The sequence below is a fragment of the Streptomyces sp. NPDC016459 genome (genome assembly GCF_040632845.1).
GTDB lineage: Bacteria > Actinomycetota > Actinomycetes > Streptomycetales > Streptomycetaceae > Streptomyces.
The window spans coordinates 510,889-533,025 of the sequence record NZ_JBEYCR010000002.1; the positions used below are offsets into that span (position 1 = coordinate 510,889).

General features: G+C 71.1%; 17 protein-coding genes and 1 pseudogene. 11 read left to right on the forward strand and 7 right to left on the reverse strand.

Going from position 1 to position 22,137, the window contains the following annotated elements:
• Both ABZ567_RS08020 and ABZ567_RS08025 read left to right on the forward strand, forming a co-directional pair.
• Nucleotides 1–1,281, forward strand: a complete 1,281-nt coding sequence (locus ABZ567_RS08020) for a CHAT domain-containing protein (protein ID WP_360785824.1) — start codon at nucleotides 1–3, stop codon at nucleotides 1,279–1,281.
• Entirely contained in the window at nucleotides 1,278–2,306 is a 1,029-nt protein-coding gene (locus tag ABZ567_RS08025) for a hypothetical protein (protein ID WP_358958615.1), read from the forward strand. Before ABZ567_RS08020 ends, ABZ567_RS08025 begins: the two co-directional genes overlap by 4 nt.
• A gap of 220 nt (nucleotides 2,307–2,526) precedes the next feature.
• Here ABZ567_RS08025 and ABZ567_RS08030 read toward each other — a convergent pair whose 3' ends face one another.
• The 4 genes and pseudogenes from ABZ567_RS08030 to ABZ567_RS08045 all read right to left on the reverse strand — a co-directional run bounded on the left by ABZ567_RS08030 (nucleotide 2,527) and on the right by ABZ567_RS08045 (nucleotide 4,762).
• Nucleotides 2,527–2,934, reverse strand: a complete 408-nt coding sequence (locus ABZ567_RS08030) for a PIN domain-containing protein (RefSeq protein ID WP_360785826.1) — start codon at nucleotides 2,932–2,934, stop codon at nucleotides 2,527–2,529.
• Nucleotides 2,931–3,206 (reverse strand): hypothetical protein, encoded by a 276-nt coding sequence (locus ABZ567_RS08035; RefSeq protein ID WP_014048106.1) that lies wholly within the window; start codon nucleotides 3,204–3,206, stop codon nucleotides 2,931–2,933. The genes ABZ567_RS08030 and ABZ567_RS08035 overlap by 4 nt, the downstream gene beginning before the upstream one ends.
• Nucleotides 3,207–3,538: 332 nt before the next feature.
• A pseudogene (locus tag ABZ567_RS08040) lies at nucleotides 3,539–3,610 on the reverse strand (type II toxin-antitoxin system RelE/ParE family toxin); the annotation flags it as partial.
• Between the two features lie 6 nt (nucleotides 3,611–3,616).
• Nucleotides 3,617–4,762 carry a threonine synthase gene (locus ABZ567_RS08045; RefSeq protein ID WP_360785828.1) on the reverse strand — a complete coding sequence of 382 codons (1,146 nt, stop codon included), beginning with the start codon at nucleotides 4,760–4,762 and terminating at the stop codon, nucleotides 3,617–3,619.
• A 176-nt stretch (nucleotides 4,763–4,938) separates the two neighbouring features.
• On the opposite strand from ABZ567_RS08045, the gene ABZ567_RS08050 reads away from it, so the two are divergent.
• Nucleotides 4,939–6,513, forward strand: a complete 1,575-nt coding sequence (locus tag ABZ567_RS08050) for a S8 family serine peptidase (protein ID WP_360785830.1) — start codon at nucleotides 4,939–4,941, stop codon at nucleotides 6,511–6,513.
• Nucleotides 6,514–6,756: 243 nt separating this feature from the next.
• Nucleotides 6,757–7,917, forward strand: a complete 1,161-nt coding sequence (locus ABZ567_RS08055) for a DUF4190 domain-containing protein (RefSeq protein WP_360785832.1) — start codon at nucleotides 6,757–6,759, stop codon at nucleotides 7,915–7,917.
• A 267-nt stretch (nucleotides 7,918–8,184) separates the two neighbouring features.
• Here the strand turns inward: ABZ567_RS08055 and ABZ567_RS08060 are convergent, their stop codons facing one another.
• A complete protein-coding gene (locus ABZ567_RS08060) occupies nucleotides 8,185–9,516 on the reverse strand; it encodes a glycoside hydrolase family 18 protein (protein ID WP_360785834.1) in 1,332 nt (443 codons plus the stop codon).
• Nucleotides 9,517–9,761: 245 nt separating this feature from the next.
• Between ABZ567_RS08060 and ABZ567_RS08065 the strand changes: the two genes are divergently transcribed.
• The 5 genes from ABZ567_RS08065 to ABZ567_RS08085 all read left to right on the forward strand — a co-directional run bounded on the left by ABZ567_RS08065 (nucleotide 9,762) and on the right by ABZ567_RS08085 (nucleotide 14,777).
• Nucleotides 9,762–10,514 (forward strand): GntR family transcriptional regulator, encoded by a 753-nt coding sequence (locus ABZ567_RS08065; protein WP_360785836.1) that lies wholly within the window; start codon nucleotides 9,762–9,764, stop codon nucleotides 10,512–10,514.
• Nucleotides 10,515–10,838: 324 nt separating this feature from the next.
• A complete protein-coding gene (locus ABZ567_RS08070) occupies nucleotides 10,839–11,018 on the forward strand; it encodes an SPOR domain-containing protein (RefSeq protein ID WP_360785838.1) in 180 nt (59 codons plus the stop codon).
• A 39-nt stretch (nucleotides 11,019–11,057) separates the two neighbouring features.
• Nucleotides 11,058–11,501: a (deoxy)nucleoside triphosphate pyrophosphohydrolase gene (locus ABZ567_RS08075; RefSeq protein WP_360785840.1), complete on the forward strand. Its 444-nt coding sequence runs from the start codon at nucleotides 11,058–11,060 to the stop codon at nucleotides 11,499–11,501.
• 144 nt (nucleotides 11,502–11,645) lie between these two features.
• Complete coding sequence (locus tag ABZ567_RS08080; protein ID WP_360785842.1) at nucleotides 11,646–12,068, forward strand: ATP-binding protein; 423 nt, start codon at nucleotides 11,646–11,648, stop codon at nucleotides 12,066–12,068.
• A 180-nt stretch (nucleotides 12,069–12,248) separates the two neighbouring features.
• Nucleotides 12,249–14,777 carry a SpoIIE family protein phosphatase gene (locus ABZ567_RS08085; protein ID WP_360786510.1) on the forward strand — a complete coding sequence of 843 codons (2,529 nt, stop codon included), beginning with the start codon at nucleotides 12,249–12,251 and terminating at the stop codon, nucleotides 14,775–14,777.
• A 53-nt stretch (nucleotides 14,778–14,830) separates the two neighbouring features.
• Here ABZ567_RS08085 and ABZ567_RS08090 read toward each other — a convergent pair whose 3' ends face one another.
• Both ABZ567_RS08090 and ABZ567_RS08095 read right to left on the reverse strand, forming a co-directional pair.
• A complete protein-coding gene (locus ABZ567_RS08090; RefSeq protein ID WP_360785844.1) occupies nucleotides 14,831–15,538 on the reverse strand; it encodes a PspA/IM30 family protein in 708 nt (235 codons plus the stop codon).
• A 152-nt stretch (nucleotides 15,539–15,690) separates the two neighbouring features.
• Complete coding sequence (locus tag ABZ567_RS08095) at nucleotides 15,691–17,793, reverse strand: TPM domain-containing protein (protein WP_360785845.1); 2,103 nt, start codon at nucleotides 17,791–17,793, stop codon at nucleotides 15,691–15,693.
• 209 nt (nucleotides 17,794–18,002) lie between these two features.
• Between ABZ567_RS08095 and ABZ567_RS08100 the strand changes: the two genes are divergently transcribed.
• Nucleotides 18,003–19,001, forward strand: coding sequence for a hypothetical protein (locus tag ABZ567_RS08100; RefSeq protein WP_360786511.1), 999 nt, complete (start codon nucleotides 18,003–18,005; stop codon nucleotides 18,999–19,001).
• Nucleotides 19,002–19,670: 669 nt separating this feature from the next.
• A complete protein-coding gene (locus ABZ567_RS08105) occupies nucleotides 19,671–22,136 on the forward strand; it encodes an ABC transporter family substrate-binding protein (RefSeq protein ID WP_360785847.1) in 2,466 nt (821 codons plus the stop codon).
• The last annotated feature ends 1 nt before the right edge of the window (nucleotide 22,137 follow it).

A 22,137-nucleotide genomic window follows, 5' to 3' on the forward strand; every position in this document is an offset into this window, starting at 1 on the left:
ATGCCCCGCGAATTGACCACCCGCATTGTTCAGGACCCTAGCGACGGCTTCCGCTTCTTGCCGCACCTGACGACGGAGGCTCCCGACCTCCGCGTCAGCTTCGACGTCCTCGGTGGAGGTCGGATCAGGGCGCGGATGTCAGGATCGGCCGTTCCGGCACTCCACGGCACCGAGCACAAGGTTGACCTGTATGCCCGGGCCGATGAGGTCCATGGGGCGGCGGCCCGGCTCCGTGCCCGATGGAAATCGGAGTTCGTTGATTTCCAGCCGGTCGACGACCTGGGTCGGTCTCTGCAGAGTCGACGGCGCCCGTACGCAACGTCCGCGGACCTTAGCGCCGAACCTGAGGAGGAGCTGCGCCGGATAGTGGCCGATCTGGCTCGAAGCGGTGAATCGCTGCTGTTTGGCACTCTGCTGCGTGGTGACGACGAACCGACCAAGATGTTCCGCACCTCTCTGCGTTCGGCCTTGTCCCGGGAGGGTCTGCGGGTACGGTTCGACTCCGATCTGCATCTGCCCTGGCCGCTGCTGTGCACAACCGAAGATTCCACCGTGCCTGCAACCTTGGAGGTTCTCTTCACTCGCTTCCTCGGCCATCGGCATCAGATCGAGCACACCGGTGATGCCTACGCGTGGATCGGGCCGCCCGGAGCAGCGCATCAGCGGCCAACGGTCAGCCTGAACCACGACGTCCAGGTGGGCAGTGCCACCCGTGCGAATGAAGTCGCGAAGGCACTGACAGAGGGCACGGAGTACACCGAGCGAACGACTTATGAGGAACTAGTCCGTGATCTCGGGAAGCCCGAGCTGGACGAGCAGTTGATGTACTTCTGGTGCCACGGAGAGTTCGTCGGCAACGTTCCCGAACCCCCGACCCTGGTCATCAGGCTCACCGACGGCACCTCCTTCGACGGCCACACCGTACGTGAGCTAAGGGCAAATTTCCGGCACGGTTGTTTCCGACCGTTTGTCCTACTCAACGCCTGCCACACCGGAGTCTCCGCGGCGAGTGGGGACCGAGCGTTCCTTGGGAGCATGCTCATTGAGCACGGCGCGCAGGGCGTGCTCGGGCCGCAGATCGCGATGCCGCAGGCGTTTGCTGCCGAGTACGCGCTCGAATTCGTCACCCGCTACTTGCGCGGGACGGCCACCGCTGGCCAGATCACTCATGAGTTGGCCCGGGACTTCGCCGCCCGATACCGAAACCCCCTGGGGTTCGCCTACGGTCTGCACTGCGGCATGGATGCTCGTCTGGATCGGACAGGTGGAGGTGAGGCATGAGCCGTGTCGGCACGGTGGAGGTCGTTGACCTGGATGCGACGGGCTGGCTGCTCGACGCTGACACGGGTAAGCCCGTGCCCGAGGCATGGCTGCGCCATTACTTCGCGGAGCGCCTCACCCCGCCTGTCTGGGCGACGGACATAGTCGTCTATGTCCACGGTTGGCAGACCTCGCCCGACTCCGCCTACCGCACCGCTGAGCGACTGTTGTCTCTGACGCAAGACGTCTTTGTGACAGCCCCGGCCCGGTATCCGACCCTAGCGGCCCAGGGCTTCAGCCCATGGTGTGTCGTCGTGCGCTGGCCATCCTCCAGCCTGGTCACCCCCACCGGCTACCGCATGATCCGGGACCGGGCGCACGCGATGGGCGCACGCGACGGAGGAGGCCACGCCGCCCACATCCTGGGCCGGCTCCTCGGCTATCTGGACGCCGAGCGCGCCGACCCTGGAGCAGCGCCTGTGCTCGCCAACCGAGACGGTCAGTACCTCCACCTCGTCGGGCACTCATTCGGCTGTCGCTTCTTGTGCGAGGCGGTCCAATGGTCGGCAGACGCCCGTCTCGATGACACACTCGGCTGGAGCGTGACGGACCACTCGCCATCCCGCCCGTTCACCGCCGACAGCATGCTGCTATTCCAAATGGCCGCACGCCGAGACGCGTTCCTCTCGCTCTTTCCGAACATCCTGCCGAGCGAGGCGCATGATGGCGCTCCGCTGAGGGGGCCTGTCGTCGCCACTTACTCCCGTCACGACCGGGCGACAGGGTTCTGGCATCTGCGGGCCGAGCAGCAACCCGGCATCGGGCACTCCGGAATTGGTCCGGCCCCCGCGCCCATGTTCACCACAACCCTGTTGCCACTCGACGAGCGGTATCCGCACTCCGCGCTTGACCACCGTTTCGTCAACGTCGACGCCTCCGACGTGTATGTTCGCGGGCGCCACCTCAATCCGGCAGGTGCCCATTCCGATCACGTGCGCGCTGAGTCGGCACACCTTCTACTCACCCTCGCGGACTACTCGCGCTGAGGAGACGGTCCAAGATCCCCAACACCAGAGGACTGCACCCTCGCGCAACTCGTGTTCGCCGCCACCGCTCATCCGCTATGTCTCGCGCAGCCGCCCGTGGCACCGCAGCGCTCGCTCAACCTTGACCCTCCCGGGCTCTTCAAAATGACCCCATGGGGTTCGTTGGGCCCAGCTACGGGGTCGGCGAGACAGCGCGATTCAAGCTGAGTGAACGCCAAGGTCAGACATTCTTGATCTGTACTCCGTCGCCGCACAGTTTCGACCAGTCGTCGTGGTCCGAGGTCAGTACGAGGACGGGTCCCGGGGAGCGGAGCGCCATCGCGGCGACGAGGGCGTCGATGGCGTACTTGTGGCCGTGCAGGCCGCCGGCGTCGCTCAGCAGCTGCACCGCGGTGAGACTGTCCGCCTGGGTGACGTCCTGGACCTGAAGGCGGGAGAGCAGCCAGCGCAGCCGGGCGGTATCCGTCTTCCCGTAGACGGCTTCCACCACCGTCAGGGCCGACACGAGGACGGGTACGCCCACGCGCCGAGCGGCCTCGATCCGGGTGATCATCTGGCGATCGTTGCGCAGGACCAGCGACAGTGCCTGGGAGTCCAGGACCAGGGTCCTGGCCGCGGGCTCCTTCATGCGGCGCTGTCGTTCGACGCGTAGGGCGCCGGTGCGTCACCGAACAGTTCGCTCTGCGCGGCCTGGACTTCGGCTTCGCTAAGCGGCTCGTGCTCGGCTTCGTAGGCGGCCACGATCTCGGCGAGGCCGTCCATGGCGAGCTGATGCCGGACCGCCGCCGTCACATACGCGGACACACCGCGCTTCCCGGTGCGCGTGCGCAGAGCGCCGAGGAGTTCCGAGGGCATCGAGACGGAGATGTTCTCCGTGCCGCCGGGGCGTGGTGACTTCATGGTCGCAAGTCTAGTACAGAAACTATTACAGCGTCGGAGTGCTGCGCGGTCTGTATCCGAGATGGGTGTCGATGCGTAGTCTTGGCGCTTCTGGATCTTCTTGTGCTTTGCAGTGAATCCCGTGCTGGGATGGTGCTGGGATGCGCCCACATGCGTGCAGGTCAGAGCCTTGTGGTGGAGTTCCGCTTCAACGTCTGAGCGGATGAAATAACACCACGTCGCTGACGTGGCAGACATGCAGGTCAGAAGGGGGCGGACGCTATCGGGTCAGCCCCCTTCGCCGTCACCGTGCTGGATGGGTGCTGGATATTCTGACGCTGGGTCAGCGGCGATCAGGTCTCATAAGCGGTGGACCGGTGTCCCACATGAACGACCCAGACCACCAGCTCCCCATTGTCGATCGTCGTGGTTCAGGCCGCCAGGCCGGTCTTCGCGCCCGCTCCGCACAACGGCACCACGGTGAGGCCGGGGCGCGGCGGAGCCGCCCGGATCGCCGCCCAGCAGGCCATGCCCGTGGACTCGACGAAGAGGCCGCGGCGGGCCAGGTCCCGCTGGGCCTCGCGGATCTGATCTTCGGTCACGGTCAGGAACGTGCCGCCGGTCTCCCGTACCGCCCGGAGGATCTGGCGGGCGCGGGGCGGGGCCGGGATCGCGATGTCCTCGGCGAGGGTGGGGCGGCCGGGGACAGGCGCACCGAGCTCCTCCGTGCCCGCGTGGAAGGCCCTGGCCAGCGGGGACACGGCCTCCGCCTGGACGGCGACAAGCGCGGGACGGGTGTCGACGAGCCCGTGGCGGTGCAGCTCGTCCAGGGCCAGGGCGGCGCCGAGGAGCAGGGTGCCGTTGCCGACGGGGACGACGATCGTGTCGGGGAGGCGGCCGCCGAGGTCCTCCCAGAGCTCGTACACGTAGGTCTTGGTGCCGTGCAGGAAGTACGGGTTGTAGACGTGCGAGGCGTAGAAGGTGCCGGGTTCGTCCGCGGCCTCCCGCGCCGCGCGGGCCGTCGCCTCGCGATCACCGGGCACCTCGACGACCTGCGCCCCGTGCGCCCGGATCTGCTCCAGCTTCTTCGGGGACGTGCCCCGGGGTACGTACACGAGGCAGTCGAGCCCGGCCCGCGCGCCGTACGCGGCGAGGGCCGTCCCCGCGTTCCCGCTGCTGTCGGCGACGACCCGGTCGAGGAGACCGGCCTCCGCGAGGCGGAGGGCGTGCGCGGCGAGCAGCACCGCGCCCCGGTCCTTGAAGGACAGCGTCGGCATGAGGAAGTCGAGTTTGGCCGAGACCGACGCCGGCGCCCCCGCTTCGGCCGTCGTCAGGGGGACGAGCGGAGTGCGACCCTCCCCGAGCGTCACGTCCGACGCGTACGGCATCGGCGGCAGCGCCTCCTCGTAACGCCACAATGAATTTCCGCGTGACGCGAGTGACGGGAGTGAGATCGGCGCGCTCGCGAATTCCAGGTCCCAGGGGCCGCGGCACTTCGGACAACACCAGGTGAGCGCGTCCGTGGGCGATGCGACACGGCATCGGGGGCACACGTAGGCGGTCATGGCGTCCAGCATGTCAGCCGTGTGGCGCGGTTGTTGCGGGGGTGGCGGGACTCTTGTGGGATTCCTATGGATCCGCCAATCTTTCGTCCGGCAGCCGAATGTTCGAGACGGCGTGAAGCCGCGTTGTCTTGTCATGCACCTGCTGTATCCCCACTGCAGCGAACCGCCACCTCAGGAGGACCCCCCACATGTCAGTCATGCGTGACTCACGTCGCCGAGTCGCCACCGCCGCGGCCATCGCCGTCGCCGCCGTCGCCCTCGGCTCCCTCTCCACCCTCCCGGCCGTCGCCTCGCCGGCGACCGCGGAAGGCGTCATCGAGAACGCCGGGGCCGAAGGCACCATCGCGGGCAGCTACATCGTCACCCTGGAGGAGTCGGCGCAGGCCGAGACCGCGAAGGGCCGCGCGGTCGCCGCCGAGTACGGCGCGAAGATCAAGAAGACGTACACCGCGGCGCTCAACGGCTACAACGTCGAGCTCTCCGAGGCGCAGGCGAAGAAGCTCGCCGCCGACCCCGCGGTCAAGTCCGTCGTGCAGAACCGCGTCTTCAGGATCAACGCCACCCAGCCCTCCCCGCCGTCCTGGGGCCTGGACCGGCTCGACCAGCGGGCCCTCCCGCTGAACCAGAGCTACACCTACCCGGACACCGCGGGCCAGGGTGTCACGGCGTACATCATCGACACCGGTGTACGGATCTCCCACAGCGACTTCGGCGGCCGCGCCTTCAACGGCTTCGACGCCGTCGACAACGACAACGTCGCCCAGGACGGCAACGGCCACGGCACCCACGTCGCCGGCACCGTCGCGGGCACCGCCCACGGCGTCGCCAAGAAGGCCAAGATCGTCGGCGTCCGCGTCCTCGACAACAACGGCTCCGGCACCACCGCCGGCGTCGTCGCGGGCATCGACTGGGTGACCCGGAACGCCGTCAAGCCGGCCGTCGCCAACATGAGCCTCGGCGGAGGCGTCGACTCCACCCTCGACACCGCCGTCCGCAACTCGATCGCGTCCGGCGTCACGTACGCCGTCGCCGCCGGCAACAGCAACGCCAACGCGTCGAACTACTCCCCGGCCCGCGTGGCCGAGGCGATCACGGTCGGCTCCACGACCAACACCGACGCCCGCTCCAGCTTCTCCAACTACGGCACCGTCCTCGACGTCTTCGCCCCGGGTTCGTCCATCACCTCGGCGTGGAACACCGGCGACAGCGCCACCAACACCATCTCCGGCACGTCGATGGCGGCCCCGCACGTCGCCGGCGCGGCCGCGCTGTACCTCGGGAACAACCCGGCGGCCACCCCGGCCCAGGTGGGCACCGCGCTGGTGAACGCCGCCACGCCGAACGTGGTGACCAACCCGGGCACCGGCTCCCCGAACCGTCTGCTGTACGTCGGTGACGGCGGCACCACCCCGCCGCCCGGCAAGAAGTTCGAGAACACCGCCGACTACGCCATCGCCGACAACGCGACCGTCGAGTCCCCGGTCACCGTCAGCGGCGTCGCCGGCAACGCACCCTCCACCCTCCAGGTGCCGGTGAACATCGTCCACACCTATATCGGTGACCTCCAGGTCCAGCTGATCGCCCCCGACGGCTCGGCGCACACCCTGAAGGCCTTCGGCACCGGTGGCAGCGCGGACAACATCAACACCACGTACACCGTGAACGCCTCCTCGGAGGTCGCCAACGGCACCTGGAAGCTGCGCGTCACGGACAACGCCAACGCCGACACCGGCAAGATCGACACCTGGGCCCTGCAGTTCTGATCCGCACGGAACGCTGAAGTCGGGCGAAGTCGGCTGAACGCGAGGGAGGGGCGGTCGCCTACGGGCGGCCGCCCCTCCCGCCTGCCCGCCTGTCACCCCGTTACCTGGTCACCCCGTCACCCCGTCACCCCGTCACCCCGTCGGCCCGCAGGCCCCCGCGTGTCCGCCCCGTCCAGCCCTCCACGTACGATGCGCGACCGATCGTCTGTTCGCGCCGCCCGCCCCCAACAGGAGCACGTACCCGTGGAGCCGACCCCGCCGCCCCTGCCACCCCCGTCACCCCAGGAGGGCGCGCAGCGGGGCGGATGGCCTGCCCCCGGGCCCTACACCTCCCCGGGGATCCCCTACGCGGCCGGCCCCTACGCCGGCGTGCCCGGCGCTGTCCCGTACGGCCCGCCCCCGCGTACCACCAACGGACTCGCCGTCGCCTCCCTCGTCTCCGGCATCGTCTGCTGCCTGCCGCCCCTCGGTCTGGTCCTCGGCCTCGTCGCCCTCCCGCAGATCAGGAAGCGGGACCAGAGGGGCAAGGAGCTCGCCGTCTCCGGCATCGTGCTCTCCGTCGTCAGCTGTCTGCTGCTGGTGGCCGGCCTCGTCACCGGAGGCTTCAGCTCGGCCTGGAGCGACTTCAAGGAGGGCGTGGACGAGGCCTCCCGCTCGAAGTCGCCCTTCTCGCTGCGGACCGGGCAGTGCTTCAGCGACGACGGCAAGCTGGGGGAGTACACGGAGGAGGTCACCATCGTCGACTGCGACCGCCCGCACGAGGGCGAGGTCACCGGCGGCTTCAAGCTCACCGGCATCGACAAGTGGCCCGGCGAGGACGCGATCGACAGGGTCGCGGAGCAGCGCTGCGAGACGGTCAACGCCGCGTACGCCATGGACACCTGGGCCGTGCCGGAGGACCTCTGGGTCTCCTACTACCTGCCGAGCAGCGAGAGCTGGCGCTTCGGCGACCGGACGGTGACCTGCGCGTACGCCACGGAGAAGAAGCCCTTCAGCGGCTCGGTGCGCTCCGACGCGACCACCCTCACCCTCGACCAGGAGCGTTTCCTGAGGGCCGTCAACCCGATCGAGACGGTCATGTACCGCGAGCCGGAGGACGACCCGGACGAGGACTTCGCCGGCAACAAGGCGTGGTCGGGGGAGATGCTCGCGGCGATCGACACGGCACGCGCGGACCTCGGGAACCACTCCTGGACCGGCGTCCCCAAGGCTCCCGTCGAGGATTTGCGCAGGGGGCTCGACGCCGCATCGAAGCAGTGGCGCGAGCTGGCGACGGCGACCGACGCGGACGCCTACTGGGACGCGTACGACGCGGCGTGGGAAGCCGTGCCCGACAGCGCGGCCGCACGGACCGCACTCGGCCTGACCGGCACGCCGCCGGAGGGCGGGGGCACCTCGGCCTGATGGCCGGCCTTCGCGAGCCGGGTACGAGAACGGCGGCACGCGCGCGTGTACCTGGCCGAACGCCGGGCACGCGTGCGCGTGGGTGAGGAGAACGGGGCCGGGGCTCCCTCGGGAGTCCCGGCCCCGTCGCGTGCGGACCGGTGCGGTGGGCCGGGGGAGCGGCGGCCCGTGACCGACCGCCGCTCCCGGCGACGCACCGCGAGCGGCGGTGGCCGGTCCGCGGTCCGTGGGCCCCGGGCGCCGCGCGGGCGGCCGGGGCGGGGGTGTCTAGCGCCGGGTGAGACCCCGGTCGATGGCGGTGATCAGCTCACCGTCCGGGGTGTCCCCGTCGAGCGACCAGACCATCGCGCCGCCGAGTCCGCGCTGCCGGACGTAGGAGGCCTTGGTGCGCAGCACGGTCGGGTCGTCGTAGGTCCACAGGGTGGTGCCGTCGAAGAGCCAGGCGTGGCCGTTCCGGTGCCCCCGGTGGAGGGTGTAGGTCCCCGACTCCGCGAGCTTCTTCAGGTACTTGTAGTCCTCGGAGCCGGCCGCCCAGGTCGCGGGCGCGGGGCCGGCCGCCGGCTGCCCGAGGCCGTCGCCGCCGCCGCTGACGCCGGTCCAGCCCTGGCCGTAGAACGGCATGCCCACGACGAGCTTGTGGGCGGGCGCCCCGCGCCGCAGCCATGCGTCGACGGTCTGGTCGACGCTGAAGTCGTTCTTGGCGAAGAGCGCGGACTGCTGGGCGGTGGTCTTCTCGCCGGAGACGTGGAAGTCGTAGCCCTGGAGGTTCACGAAGTCGAAGTCCCGCATGATCGCAGGCACTTCGAAGCCCGCGTCGATCTTGGCGGGCGCGGTGGGCACGTACGCGCTGAGCTCGTAGTGCTTGCGCTTCGGCAGGGAGCGGCCGTAGGCGTCGAGCTGGGTGCGGAACTCCCTCACCAGCTTGGTGAAGTTGGGCTTGTCCTCGGGACGGATGACGTTCCCCGGGGCTCCGTCCGAACCCGGCCACTCCCAGTCCAGGTCGACGCCGTCGAAGACCCCGGCGGCGGCTCCGGCGCCGCCGCGGGCACCGTCGACGGGCAGGTCGCCCTTGATGTACGTGGAGATGCAGGAGGCGACGAGCGCCTTGCGGCCGGCGTCGGTGCGCACGGCGTCGGAGAAGTGCGCGGAGCCGCTCCAGCCGCCCAGCGAGATCATGACCTTGAGTCCGGGGTTCTTCGCCTTGAGCTCGCGCAGTTCGTTGAAGTTCCCGGCCAGGCGCTGGTCGGCGGTGTCGCCGACGCCGTCCACGGAGGACGCGGCGTCGACGGGGCGCACGTAGTCGGCCCACGGGTCGGAGCCGGGGGCGTTGCCCATGAGGCACTTGCCGTCCGGGCCGATCACCCCGAAGGCGTAGTTGACGTGACTGAGCTTGGCGGCGGTGCCGCTCGTCCCCAGATCCTGCACCTGGAAGTCGCGTCCGTAGATGCCCCACTGGGTGAAGTAGCCGATGCGCTTCAGCTCGGCCTTGTGTCCGGAGGGCTGGTGCGCGCCGGCGGTGGGGGTCAGGGTGGCGAGGAGGCCGAGGGCGGCCGCGGCGGCCGCACCGAAGGTCAGTCTGGTCATGACTCTGGGACGCATGGGCTCGTTCCTGTGCGAGGCGGGATGACGCGTGCGAGGGGGAGCGTGCGGGGCGGGTAGAACAGGAACGTATTGGTCTGTACCAATGCGGTCAAGGGGTTCGGCGGCATGGATCTGGCGTGACCGTGGGTAGCAAGAGTTCAGACGGTCTGTCATCACTTCGAGTGAAACTCTGGCCCATGCTTGCGGATGGCGACCCTCGGTCGTCAGGCTGTAGCTGTCAGTCAACCTGAGGGGAGCGTCCAGTGACGTTCGGTGAGCAGCCCGCCTATCTCCGCGTGGCGAGCGATCTGCGGGAGAAGATCGCCAACGGCTCGCTTCCGCCGCACACCCGCCTCCCCTCGCAGGCGCGCATCCGTGAGGAGTACGGGGTGTCGGACACCGTCGCGCTGGAGGCCCGCAAGGTGCTCATGGCGGAGGGGCTCGTCGAGGGGCGCTCGGGTTCGGGCACCTATGTGCGGGAGCGCCCGGTGCCGCGTCCGATCGCCCGCTCCGGCTACCGCCCGGCGTCCGGTGCCAGCCCTTTCCGTCAGGAGCAGGCGGCCGAGGGTGCCCGTGGCACCTGGGAGTCGGGGAGCGAGCAGGAGGCGGCGAGCGCCGAGGTGGCCGAGCGGCTCGGGATCGAGCCGGGGGAGCGCGTGATGCGCACGCGGTACGTGTACCGGGACGCGGGCGAGCCCATGATGGTCGCCACCTCCTGGGAGCCGCTGACGGTCACCGGCCGGACGCCGGTCATGCTGCCCGAGGAGGGCCCGCTGGGCGGCTGCGGTGTCGTCGAGCGGATGGCGGCCATCGACGTGGTCGTGGACAACGTGGTGGAAGAGGTCGGGGCCCGGCCCGGTCTCGCCGAGGAACTCCTGGCGCTCGGCGGGGTGCCGGGCCATGTGGTGCTGGTCGTCGAGCGGACGTACTACGCCTCGGGCCGGGCCGTCGAGACGGCGGATGTCGTCGTCCCCGCCGACCGTTACCGCCTCTCCTACCACCTGCCGGTGCGCTGACCGGGAGCCTGTTCGCGACGAGTTGTCGGCGGTCTGTGCCGCGAGTCACCGGGGCCCCACCGTGGAGTTGACGTGAGGTCAGCGCGTCCTCGCCGTCTCCGCCCCTTCGGCGTTCCGTGTGCCCCGGGCGGCCCCTGAAGCGGCCCCTGAGGCGGCTCCCGGGGTGTGGCCTTCGGCCGCGCGCCGTCGGTTCCCGGCCGATCCGTATCTCTTTGTGCAATTCCGTATCCGCTGTGTGAAGGTCAGGCGTAAGCTCCGGCATATGCGGATTGCGGTTTCCCGGAGATCCATCGCGGTGTCCGGACCGGCGGAGGGAGAAGCCCGATGACCGACAGCGGCCCCGTCCTCGTCTGGCTCGTCATTCGGCAGGACGACAACGGCAACCGCTACCGCGTGGGGCGGTACGCGACCAAGGACGAAGCGCAGAAGATCGCGGACAGCCTCGACGACCGCGGCCACAAGCAGCTCTACTGGATCGAGCACATCGGCAGCCCCGCCCTCTGACCCGGCGGCCGCCGACCGGACCGGGCTACGCTCACGCCCATGACGGAACGCGCCACCGACTCCGCCCCGCCCCCCGTGATCGTCGTCGCGGGCGCCCTGTACGACCAGGGGCGGCTGCTCGCCGCGCGCCGCAGCGCCCCCGTGGAACTCGCCGGCCGCTGGGAACTGCCCGGCGGCAAGCTCGAACCGGGCGAGAGCCCCGAAGAAGCCCTGGTCCGCGAGCTCCGCGAGGAACTCGGTGTCGAGGTCGAACCGGGCGAGCGCATCCCCGGGGAGTGGCCGCTGAAGCCCGGATACGTCCTGCGGGTGTGGACCGCCCGACTGCTCTCGGGTGAACCGCGCCCGCTGGAGGACCACGACGCGCTGCGCTGGCTGTCCCGGTCCGAGCTGGACTCCGTCGACTGGCTCGACCAGGACCGTCCGGCCGTCGCCGAGGCCGCACTCCGCCTCCCGAACGCACCCGGCGTGGGCGCGCGCGACTGACGTTCCTACGCCGTTCGTGCCACCGTGCGCCCGCTGTTGCGCCCAGCGCGATATTCTGCCCCAAATTTCGGGTATGCCCTGATTGACTCCTTGAAAGAGGACGTGGGTCTTCCTGCTGACGCACGGCTGGGGAAGTGATCGGGTGTGATCGACACCGACGGCGACCGCGCCGAGTGGAACTTCCCCGCGGAGGCCGACGCCGTACGCACGGCCCGTCATGCCGTGCGCGAGACCCTGCGGGCCTGGGAGCTCGACACAGCCCTCGGAGATGTGACCGTTCTGCTGGTCAGCGAGCTGGTGACCAACTCCCTGCGGTACGCCTCCGGCCCCATCGGGGTCCGTCTGGTCCGCACCCGCCCCGACGGCGGCGACCCGACCCACCCGCCCGCGCTGCTCGTGGAGGTGTCCGATCCGCTTCCGGATCCGCCCACCGCGCGTGCCCCCGGACCCGAGGACGAAGGGGGCCGAGGCCTCGGTCTGGTCGCCTGCTCCGCCCGCCGCTGGGGCACCCGTAAGGGAAGAGCCGGTAAAACCGTATGGTTCGAGCTGGCTCTCCCTGGTGAGTAAACAGGGTGGGACAACGATCACCGGTACTCGGCGCGAGTCGAACGAGACCACCCTGTGATCGTGAACGTCGTGCCGTCGGGGCCTGCCGTATTGAATACTGCGGGCATGGCCGGTCCGGTGCGGTGAGCTGGAGGGGACGGTCGCGTGAGCGAGATACCTGAGCAGGCGAGCGGCGGCGTCATGTGGCAGAGCAGCCCGCCCGGATCCATCTATGACTACATCCGGGTGGCCTCCTTCTCCATCGGGCCCGACGGCCTCGTCGAGCAGTGGAGCCGAAGGGCCGTGGACCTCTTCGGGGTCACCGCGGAGGAGGCCAGGGGCAAGGACCCCGTCGAGGCCTTCGTGCCCGCCGACCTGCGCGAGCGCGGCCACCGGAAGGTCAGGGAGATCCTCGACGGCAAGGAGTGGACAGGACTCGTCCCCTTCCGGATCCCCGGGGAGGACCGGCCCCACGGCATCGCCGAGATGTACGTCATGCCGAGCGAGACCCAGTCCGGCGAACGGGCCGCGCTGTGCATCGTCGTCGATGTCCGCGCCCTGCGCCGCATCGAGACCGACCTCGCCGCCTCCCAGGCGATATTCGGCCAGTCCCCCTTCGGCTTCCTCCTCTTCGGCACGGACCTCACCGTGAAGCGGGCCAACCGCCGCTTCGCCACCGTCTTCGGCGGCTCCGCCGACGACCACCGCGGCCGGACCGTCCATGACTACCTCAACCGGGCCGAGGCCGACCGGATGACCGCCGCCCTCCGGAGCGTCCTGGAGACCGGGGAGTCCGTCACCGACTTCGAGATCGTCGGCGCCGCACCAGGCGCGAGGGACCGCCGGCACTGGTCCATCAACCTCTACCGCGTGCACAGCGGCTCCGGCCGCCCCATCGGCGTCGCGGGCCTCGGGATCGACGTCACCCGCCGTCACAACGCGGCCAGGGAGGCGGCCAGCGCCCGCCGCAACCTGGCCCTCCTCAACGAGGCCGGCGCCCGCATAGGCAACTCCCTCGACCTGGAGGCCACCGCCCGCGAACTGCTGAACGTCGCCGTCCCCGGATTCTGCGACCTGGCCTCCGTCGACCTCTACCAGGGCCTCCTGAGCGGTGACGAGGCACCGCCCGGCCGCTGGGGCAGCTCCCACGACGTCGGCTACGGCGGCAGCGCCGAACTCCGCAGGGTCGCCGTCGCCAGCGCCGTCTCCGACACCCCCCTCAGAACCGGCGAGGGAGACGGACCCGGCAGCGGCTGTCCCGGCAGCGAACCGATCGCACTCGGCGCCCTCCACCGCTATTCCTTCAACTCGCCCTGCGCGGGCGCCCTGCGCACCGGACGGCTCCGGACCGTGACGGGCGTCGACGGCGGCCTCGTCCAGACCACCCTGGTCGTCCCGATGGTTGCCCACGACACCGTCGTCGGCCTCGTCCAGTTCTCCCGCGCCAAGGGCAGCGAGTCCTTCGGGGAACGCGACCGGGCCCTCGCCGTCGAACTCGCCGCCCGCGCCGCCGTCTGCATCGACAACGCGCGCCTCTACCGCCGCGAGCACGAGCGGGCCCTGATCCTCCAGCGAAGCCTGCTCCCGCCCGGCGACCCCGAGGCGGCCGGGCTGGACATCGCCTGCCGCTACCTCCCCGGCACGGCCGCCACCGAGGTCGGCGGCGACTGGTTCGACGTCATCGAACTCCCCGGCCACCGCACCGCACTCGTCATCGGGGACGTCATGGGCCGGGGCCTGCGCGCCGCCGTCGCCATGGGCGAACTGCGCACCGCCGTCCGCACGCTCGCCCAGCTCGACCTCGAGCCGGCCGAGGTCCTCTCCCACCTCGACGAGATCGCCCGCGGCCTCGGCGCCCCCATCGGCGCCCAGCAGTCCCGCGGCCACAAGTCCCGCGGTCCCGAACTCGCCGAGGTCTACCTCGCGACCTGCGTCTACGCCGTCTACGACCCGGTGACCCGCCGCTGCACCTTCGCCAACGCCGGGCACCTCCCGCCGGTGCTCGTCGCCCCCGGTGAGGAAGCACTGCTGCTCGACGTACCCCCCGGGATGCCACTCGGTGTCGGCGGCGAACCCTTCGAGGAGGTCGCGGTCGAACTCCCGGAAGGCGCCCTCCTCGCCCTCTACACCGACGGACTCGTCGAGTCCCGCGACCATCCCCTCGACGAGGGCCTGAGCGCCTTCCGGCGCGCCCTCACCGACCAGGACCGCCCTCTTGAGGACGTCTGCGACCGGGTCCTCACCAGCCTGGAGACCGGACACGGCGAGGACGACATCGCCCTCCTCATGGCCAGGATCCAGGGCCTGCCGGCCGAGGCGGTCGGCGACTGGCGGCTGCCCAGGGAACCCCGCTCCGTCGGCCGGGCCAGGGAACTCGCCCGCACCCAGCTGGCGGCCTGGGACCTCGAACCGCTCGTCGACACCGTCGAACTCCTCGTCAGCGAGCTCGTCACCAACGCGCTGCGCTACGGCGAGGGGGAGATCCGGCTCCGGCTGCTCCGCGACCGCACCCTCGTCTGCGAGGTCTGGGACGCCGGCCTGGTGCAGCCCCGGCGCCGCCGGGCCAAGGACACCGACGAAGGCGGCCGCGGCCTCCAGCTGGTCGGACTGCTCAGCTCCTCCTGGGGCTCGCGGCGCACCCCGCGCGGCAAGACCGTGTGGTTCGAACTGGCCCTGCCGGACGGCGAGGCGGCGGAACCAACGGTGGAACAGCTCCTCAGCATGTTCTGACACATGATCCGAACGCCTGCCGCCGCCTGCCGCCCGCCGGAACCACCTGCCGATCAGCCCTTGAGCGCGGCCAGCCGGGCCTCGATCTCGGCGCTGTCGCCCAGTGCGTCCAGCTGCTCGAACTGAGCGTCCAGCGAAGAGGCGGCGAGCTCCTCCTTGCCCATCGCCCGCGCCTCCTCCCGGCGCACCTTGTCCTCGAAGCGGCTCAGCTCGCTGGTCGGGTCGAGCACGTCGATGCTCTTCACGGCGTCCATCATCCGGTTCTGCGCGCGGGCCGACGTGGCCCGCGCCACCAACTCGTCCCGCTTCGCCTGCAGCTCGCCGAGCTTGCCCTTCATCTGGTCCAGGCCCGTCCTGAGCTTGGACACGACCTCGGTCTGCGCGGCGATCGTCGGCTCCGCCGTCGTCGCCTCCTTCTCCGACTGGAGCTGGCGGCCGAGCGCCACCTTCGCCAGGTTGTCGAAGCGGTCCGCCTCCGCCGTCTGCCCGCCACCGCGCAGCTCGTCGGCCTTCCGGCTGGCGGCCAGTGCCTTCCCGCCCCACTCCTTCGCCGCCGCCACATCCTCCAGATGGTCCTGCTCCATCAGCCGGAGGTTGCCGATGGTCGCGGCCACCGCCTCCTCCGCCTCCGTGATGTTGTTCGAGTAATCGCGGATCAGCTGGTCCAGCATCCTCTGCGGATCCTCCGCCTGGTCCAGCAGGGCGTTGATGTTGGCCTTCGCCAGCTGGGTGACCCGGCCGAGAACTGTCTGCTTGGTCATCGCACTCCTCCTTGAGAGAGACAGAGCCCTTGGGTGGGACAGAGCCCTTGAGAGGGACAGGGAAGCCTTCGAGGGGGACAGAAAAGCCTTCGGGAGGGACAGCGAGATCTTTCGGAGGGACAGACGAGGGCAGGACACGGCTCGCGCCGTCCTCAGAAACGGCCGCCGCCGCCCAGTCGGCCGCGCGTGCCGCTACCGCCGAAGCTGCCCGGCCCACCGCCGAATCCTCCGCCCCCGAACCCCCCGCCGGAACCTCCACCGAACCCCCCATGTCCGCCTCCCCTTCCCCCGCCGAACAGTCCGCCGAGGATGATGCCGCCGAGCACCGCACCGCCGAGCCCGCCGCCGTTTCCTCCTACTCCTGTTACACCGCCCAGGCCGTCCGGGTTCCCATAGGTCCGCACGTCCTGCTCGGCGAGGTCCTGGGCGCGGCGGGCCAGGGCGTCCGCCTGCTGAGCCTCCGCGAGTGCCGTCTGCGGCTCGTCGGCCGCGGCGAGTGCCTGCGCCTTCTCCCAGCGGCGCTGGGCCTCGGCCAGCCGCGTGCGGGCCTCGCTGGCCACCGCGCCCCGATGGGTGGCGATGTAGTCCGAGGCGGCTCCGATCGCCGAACGGGCCGTCAGCATTGCCTGATCGAGGAGCGCGCGTGCGCGTCGACCGCCCGATTCGCGCTCCCGCGCGCCCTCCAGTGCCTCGTCGAGCGCCGCGTCGGCCTCCTCGACCCGGCGCAGGGCGCCGATCGGGTCGTACCGCCCGGCCTCCATGACCCGCCGTACCTCCGCGACCACCGACTCGGCGCGGGCGATCCGGCCCTGGAGATCGGCCGTGGACACCCCTTCGGTGGTTCCCCGCAGCAGGCCCCGGGCGTCCGCCAGGTCCGCGTCCGTCTCCGACAGCGCGCCCGGCAGCCTGCCGACCGCCTCGGCCAGTTCCTGCGCCCGCCGGTCCACGGCCTCGATCAGCCGGGCCGCCTGGTCCACCGCGCCCTCGGCGGCCCGGATGTGCACGGCGGCCCCGCCGTTGTCCCCGGCGTCGATCCGCAGGCGGGCCTGCTCGACGTGGGTCGTCGCGAACACGAGCCGGTCCTTGGCCTGCTCGACGTCGCCCGCGACCGGCGCGGCGGCCGTCTCCGCGTACCGCCCCCGCATCGCCGTCAGGGCGGCCTCCGCCGTGCCCATCCGCGCTGCCTGCTCCCGACAGGCGGCCCCGACCGAGTCCAGCGCCTGGGGCGCGGTCCGTTCCAGGGCCCGGAGCCGGTCGAAGTCCTCGCTCTCGGCGTCGAGGCGCGCGTTCGCCTCCGCGCAGCGGCGCAGGATCTCCTCCAGCATGGTCCGGCGGGTCGAGTCGTCCTCGGGGAAGGCGTCGTCGAGCTTCTGCCGCAACCGGAAGGAAGCGGTCAGCTGCTCCTTGGCGAAGCCGACCGCCTCGGTGAAGGGCCGGACGGACTCCTCGCCGAACTGGGCGGAGGCGAATCCGAGTTCCTCCTGGCTGGTGCGGACGGCGTCGTCCGTGTCGACCAGCGTCCGGCGGGCCTGCCCGTCGACCGCGTCGAGGGACGGCGGCGCGGGCTCCTTCGGGGCGCCCCAGCCCTGGCCGCCCTGCGGCGTGGTGCGGGTCGCGGTCCGCCGACGCCGTTTGAGGTACGCGTACGCCCCCACGGCCCCCGCCCCGCCGACGAGGACCAGCGGCAGGAGGAGATCGCCTCCCGAGCCGTCGTCGGCCCCGCCGCCCGGGTCGGCGGGCCCGGGGGTGAGCGTCGGCACCGGGACGGGCTGTCCGGCGAGGACGGCGACGTAGCCGTCGGCGGCGCCGATGGCGGCGCCCGCCCAGTCGTTCTGCCGCAGCGCGGGTTCGATCGCCGTCCGGGCCACCTCGTCGAGCTGGGCCTGGGTGAAACGCGAGCCCGGGTCGGCCGAGTAGCCGTACTGGCGGTCGTGGGTGGCGACGGCGAGCAGGACGTCGTCGAGCCCGAGGCCGTTGCGTTCGGCGGTGGTGTCGGCCCAGGTCTGGCCCGTACGGCCGGAGAAGTCCCGTACGTACACGACGAAGAGCTGGATCCCCCGCCCGTCGTAGAGCCGGTCCAAAGCCTCGCTCACGGCCGTGCGGCGGTCGCCGAGTGCGTCCACCCGGTCGGTGATCTGCCCGTCCCGGGACAGGACGACGGGGTCGTCGGCGTGGGCACCGTGTACGGCGGGCACCAGGAGCCACCACGCCGCCACCAGCACCGCGAGAAGGGCTCGGGTGGCTTTTCGCGTCACAAAGGGGAGGTTATGTCCGTGTATGCCGCTCCGCGACCGGGCGGTCGGAGGGAAGGCGGACCGGTCAGGCGCCCGGCGCGCATGCGCCGTACGGAAACCGTTCGAGGCCGTTCGGCGTCACTGTCAGTAGTCGCCGCTACGGTGTGAGGCGGTGGGATCAGTGACACGACGACTCTCGGGGGGCTCTGGTGAGTGGACGGCTGAGGAGGATGTGGCGGCGCGGACGTTGGTGGGTGTTCGCCTTGGTCCTCGTCCTCGTGGTGCCCCCGCTGTTCGGCGCGCTCGCCCTGCGCGTCAACTACGCGGGTGACCTCAGGGAGGACGCGCGGACCCGGGGCAAGGACGCCGTCTGGCTGGGCCACGCCTGGGTCGACGGACGGAAGAAGGACGCCGACCTCGCCGCTTTCGCCGAGCGGATCAAGGGCACGGGCATACGTGACCTGTACGTCCACGCCGGACCCCTCGAACACGACGGCACCCTGCCCGCCGCCAGGTACCCGCGCGCGAAGTGGCTCATCGACGCCGTGCACCGCACGATGCCCGGCATACGGGTGCAGGCCTGGCTCGGTGACGTCCTGGCCACCCGCGGGCCGGACGGACTGCACCTGGAGAAGGCCGAGTCCCGGGCGGCCGTGGTCGCATCGGCCCGGCAGATCCTGGACACGGGCTTCGACGGCGTCCACTTCGACCTGGAGCCGCTCCTGTCCGACGACATCCACTACCTCTCCCTCCTCGACGACCTCGGGGAGCTGACCCGGGCGCGGAAGGCGCCGCTGTCGATCGCCGCCCACCAGATAGACCCGCTTCCCGGCCTGCACTCGGTGAACGGCGCGCTCAGCGGACGCGAGAAGTGGTGGTCGCAGGAGTTCTTCGGAGAGGTCGCCCGGCGCGTCGACCAGGTCGCCGTCATGTCGTACGACACGTGGATGCCGCTGGAGAGCCTCTACGGCGGGTACGTCGCCCAGCAGACCAGTCTGGCCCTCGAAGTGACCCCGGAGTCGACCGACCTCCTCATGGGGCTCCCCTTCTTCCACGAGGACGACCTCGGCCACCACGAGAACGCGGAGACCGTCGCGGCGGCCGTCCGGGGCGCCAGACTCGGCCTCGGGCGCACCGACCCCGGCCGCGAGCGGTTCGGCGTCGCGCTGTACGTCGACTTCGCCGCCGAGGAGGGCGACTGGGAGGCCTATCGCGACGGCTGGCACTGAGGAGGGGGCCCGGTCGGCCCCGCGCGCCCCGGGCGGACAGTGCGGGGGAGGACGGTGACGCCGGCGCGACCACGCCGCCGCGTACAGGGGGACAGCGCCGTGACCGGCCGTCTTCTGATGCCGTAGCGGACCGTCGGCTACGACCCGGCGTCGACCGAGGCGGCGCTGCGCGCCGCCGCGTCGGACCGGGGGAGATTTCCGCATCCTCGGGGGAAACGGTCGGGTCGACGACCCGGCCCACACCGGTTCTGGACCTCGGACACCCCCACACGGCTCCGACGGACACGGCCTCATCGGGCAAGGGGCCCACCGGCGCCTCCTGCTCCACCGCCTCCTCCATCGCCTCCTCCTCCGCCGCCCCGACGAACGCCGCCACCGCCCCCATGAGCACCGGCACCGCCCCGGCCTCGGACGGCCTCGGTCTACTGGAGCGCGGGCGCGGGCGCGACTCCGGCGAGGAGGAGTTCCGCCGCCCGACCGCCGAATCCACCGGCACGGGTTCCCACCCGTCCGGAGTGCCCCTTCTCCGGCGGGTTGGGCCGCACGAGTGGCGTTTTCCGGCCGCGTCGACGTGTCGTCATGGCCGGATCCGATCCGTCCTTTTCAGTGGATGAGCAATAGGTGTGATCATCTCCAAATGGAATGAATCTGGACGAAGGGGTACAAGTCATGTCCCAGATCGGCGCCCCTCGCGGGAGGACATGCTCCAGGAGCCCCCGCTCCCGCACGCTACGCTCCGTCGCCACCCTGACCAGCGCCGTCCTCGCCGTCACCGTCCTCGCCGGATGCAGCTCCGACGACGAGAGCGACGGGGTCCCGGCCGCGGCCCAGGACAACGCGCCCGCGGCGCGCGACAAGGTCGCCGACGGGGGCACCCTGCGCTGGGCCGTCGACGCGCTGCCCGCCACCTTGAACACCTTCCAGGCCGACGCCGACGGCACCACCTCCCGTATCGCCGGGGCCGTGCTCCCCTCCCTCTACACGCTCGACGAGCGGGGCAGACCGCAGCGGAACGCCGACTACCTGGAGTCCGCGCAGGTCGTCGAGACCGAGCCCAAGCAGGTCGTCCTCTACAAGCTCAACCAGCAGGCGGTGTGGAGCGACGGGCGCGAGATCGGGGCGCCCGACTTCGTGGCCCAGTGGCGGGCCCTGAGCGGCCGCGACACCGCCTACTGGACCGCCCGCAACGCCGGCTACGAGCGGATCGAGAAGATCGAGCGGGGCAAGAACGACCTGGAGGTGCGGGTCACCTTCTCCAAGCCCTACGCCGACTGGCAGTCGCTCTTCACCCCGCTCTACCCGAAGCAGGTGATGGGCTCTCCGGACGCCTTCAACGACGGAGCCCGCACCGCCCTCAAGGCCACCGCAGGACCGTTCCTGCTGAAGGCGACCGACCGCAAGAGCGGCGACGTGACCCTCACCCGCAACCCTCGCTGGTGGGGGCAGCCCGCCAAGCTCGACACCATCGTCCTCAAGGCCGTCCCCCGCGCCGACCGGGCGGACGCCCTCGCCGCCGGCACCCTCGACCTGGCCGAGATCGACCGCTCCACCGCCGAGCGGATCGCCCTCGCGCTCCGGGACGCCCGCGCCGGACGCAACGGCGCCCAGGCCGCCCTCGCCCACGGCCCCGGTTCCTCGATCACCCCGTCCAAGGCCCTGAAGTCCTGGGCGCTCGCCCACGGATCCGACGAGGAGAAGGCCGAGGAGGTCCAGGCCGCCCGTGAGGAGAACCAGCAGGCGATCGCCCGGTACGCGAGCGCGCAGGACACCCTGGCGCGGTACGTGGTCCGCAAGTCCCTCGAGCCCGCCTACACGCAGCTCTCCCTGAACGGCGAGTCCGGACCGCTCGCCGACGAGCGGGTACGGCGTGCGGTGGCCCGTGCCATCAACCGCCAGGAACTGGCCGACTCCGTGCTCAAGCCGTTGGGCCTCCCGGCGCACCCGCCCGGCAGCCACCTCGCCCTCGCCGGGCAGGCGGCCTACGCGGACAGCAGCGACGCGCTCGGCGACCAGGACACCCAGGAGGCGCTGGCACTCCTCGCCGACGCGGGCTGGGTACCGGGCGGGGCGGTGAAGAAGCCGGCGGGCGCGGGCACCAAGGCGGGCAGCGAGGCCGAGAAGAAGGCCGAGAAGAAGGCCGAGGAAAGCAAGACGGCGGAGAAGGAGGAACAAAAGAAGAAGGAGGAGACAAAGGAGGAGAAGAAGGAGACAAAGGAGGAGAAGAAGGAGAGCAACGCCTCCTCCGATACCGCCTCCGACACCTCCTCCGACACCGCCTCCGACGAAGGCCTCTACATCGTCGGTGACGACAAGCCGGGGGAGCGCCCTCCCGCCCCCGTCCTCGCCGCCCCCGTCCTCGCCGCCGCAGGCCCCGAGAGCGGTACCGACGTCCTCGCCCCGGCCCCCGCCGCCGCCCGTCAGAGTGCCGCGCTCCTCGCGCGGGCCGAGGCGCTCGACACCGGTGCCGGTTCCGCCGCCCGGGCCGCCCACCCGGTCGACAAGGGCGTCGCCGGGGCCTATGCCCCGCGCGGCACCGCCGCCCCCGCGGCGGTGCCCGAGAGCAGCCGTGCCCTCGGCAAGGACGGCAAGGCGCTCAGTCTCCGTTTCGTCCTGCCGTCAGGCCCGGGCTCGGAGTCGCTGCGCGCGGTCGGTGACCGGATCGTCCGGATGCTCGACGCGGTCGGCATCCGCACCGAGGTCACCAAGGTCTCCGACGACAGCTTCTTCAAGGATCACGTGGCCTCGGGCGACTACGACCTGGCCCTGTACTCCTGGCCGGCCTCCGCCTTCCCCGCGACCGACGCCCGGCCGATCTTCGCCAAGCCGGAGCCGGCCTCGGACGGCTCGCTCCTGGTCGAGCAGAACTACTCGCGGGTCGGCACCGACCGTATCGACCAACTGTTCGACCAGGCGGCGGCGACCCTGGACGAGGAGGAGGCCCGGGAGCTCGTCCGCCAGGCGGACGCCCGTATCTGGGCCGCCGCCGGCTCCATCCCCCTCTACCAGCGGCCGCAGCTCGTCGCCGCGAAGGCCGATCTGGTGAACGCCGGAGCCTGGGGTCTCGCCGGGCCCCGCTACCAGGACATCGGCTACAAGAAGGCCGAATCCTCCAAGGGTGCGGAACGAAACCACTGAA

Excerpts from the sequence above, each read along its gene's own strand:
- ABZ567_RS08085 (WP_360786510.1), top strand. The coding sequence starts at position 12,249 with ATGTGGCAGAGCAGCCCGCCCGGATCCATCTATGACTACATCCGGGTG.
- ABZ567_RS08070 (WP_360785838.1), top strand. The coding sequence starts at position 10,839 with ATGACCGACAGCGGCCCCGTCCTCGTCTGGCTCGTCATTCGGCAGGAC.
- ABZ567_RS08045 (WP_360785828.1), bottom strand. The coding sequence starts at position 4,762 with ATGCTGGACGCCATGACCGCCTACGTGTGCCCCCGATGCCGTGTCGCA.
- ABZ567_RS08020 (WP_360785824.1), top strand. The coding sequence starts at position 1 with ATGCCCCGCGAATTGACCACCCGCATTGTTCAGGACCCTAGCGACGGC.
- ABZ567_RS08030 (WP_360785826.1), bottom strand. The coding sequence starts at position 2,934 with ATGAAGGAGCCCGCGGCCAGGACCCTGGTCCTGGACTCCCAGGCACTG.
- ABZ567_RS08090 (WP_360785844.1), bottom strand. The coding sequence starts at position 15,538 with ATGACCAAGCAGACAGTTCTCGGCCGGGTCACCCAGCTGGCGAAGGCC.
- ABZ567_RS08050 (WP_360785830.1), top strand. The coding sequence starts at position 4,939 with ATGTCAGTCATGCGTGACTCACGTCGCCGAGTCGCCACCGCCGCGGCC.
- ABZ567_RS08100 (WP_360786511.1), top strand. The coding sequence starts at position 18,003 with ATGTGGCGGCGCGGACGTTGGTGGGTGTTCGCCTTGGTCCTCGTCCTC.
- ABZ567_RS08075 (WP_360785840.1), top strand. The coding sequence starts at position 11,058 with ATGACGGAACGCGCCACCGACTCCGCCCCGCCCCCCGTGATCGTCGTC.
- ABZ567_RS08035 (WP_014048106.1), bottom strand. The coding sequence starts at position 3,206 with ATGAAGTCACCACGCCCCGGCGGCACGGAGAACATCTCCGTCTCGATG.
- ABZ567_RS08025 (WP_358958615.1), top strand. The coding sequence starts at position 1,278 with ATGAGCCGTGTCGGCACGGTGGAGGTCGTTGACCTGGATGCGACGGGC.
- ABZ567_RS08105 (WP_360785847.1), top strand. The coding sequence starts at position 19,671 with ATGTCCCAGATCGGCGCCCCTCGCGGGAGGACATGCTCCAGGAGCCCC.
- ABZ567_RS08060 (WP_360785834.1), bottom strand. The coding sequence starts at position 9,516 with ATGCGTCCCAGAGTCATGACCAGACTGACCTTCGGTGCGGCCGCCGCG.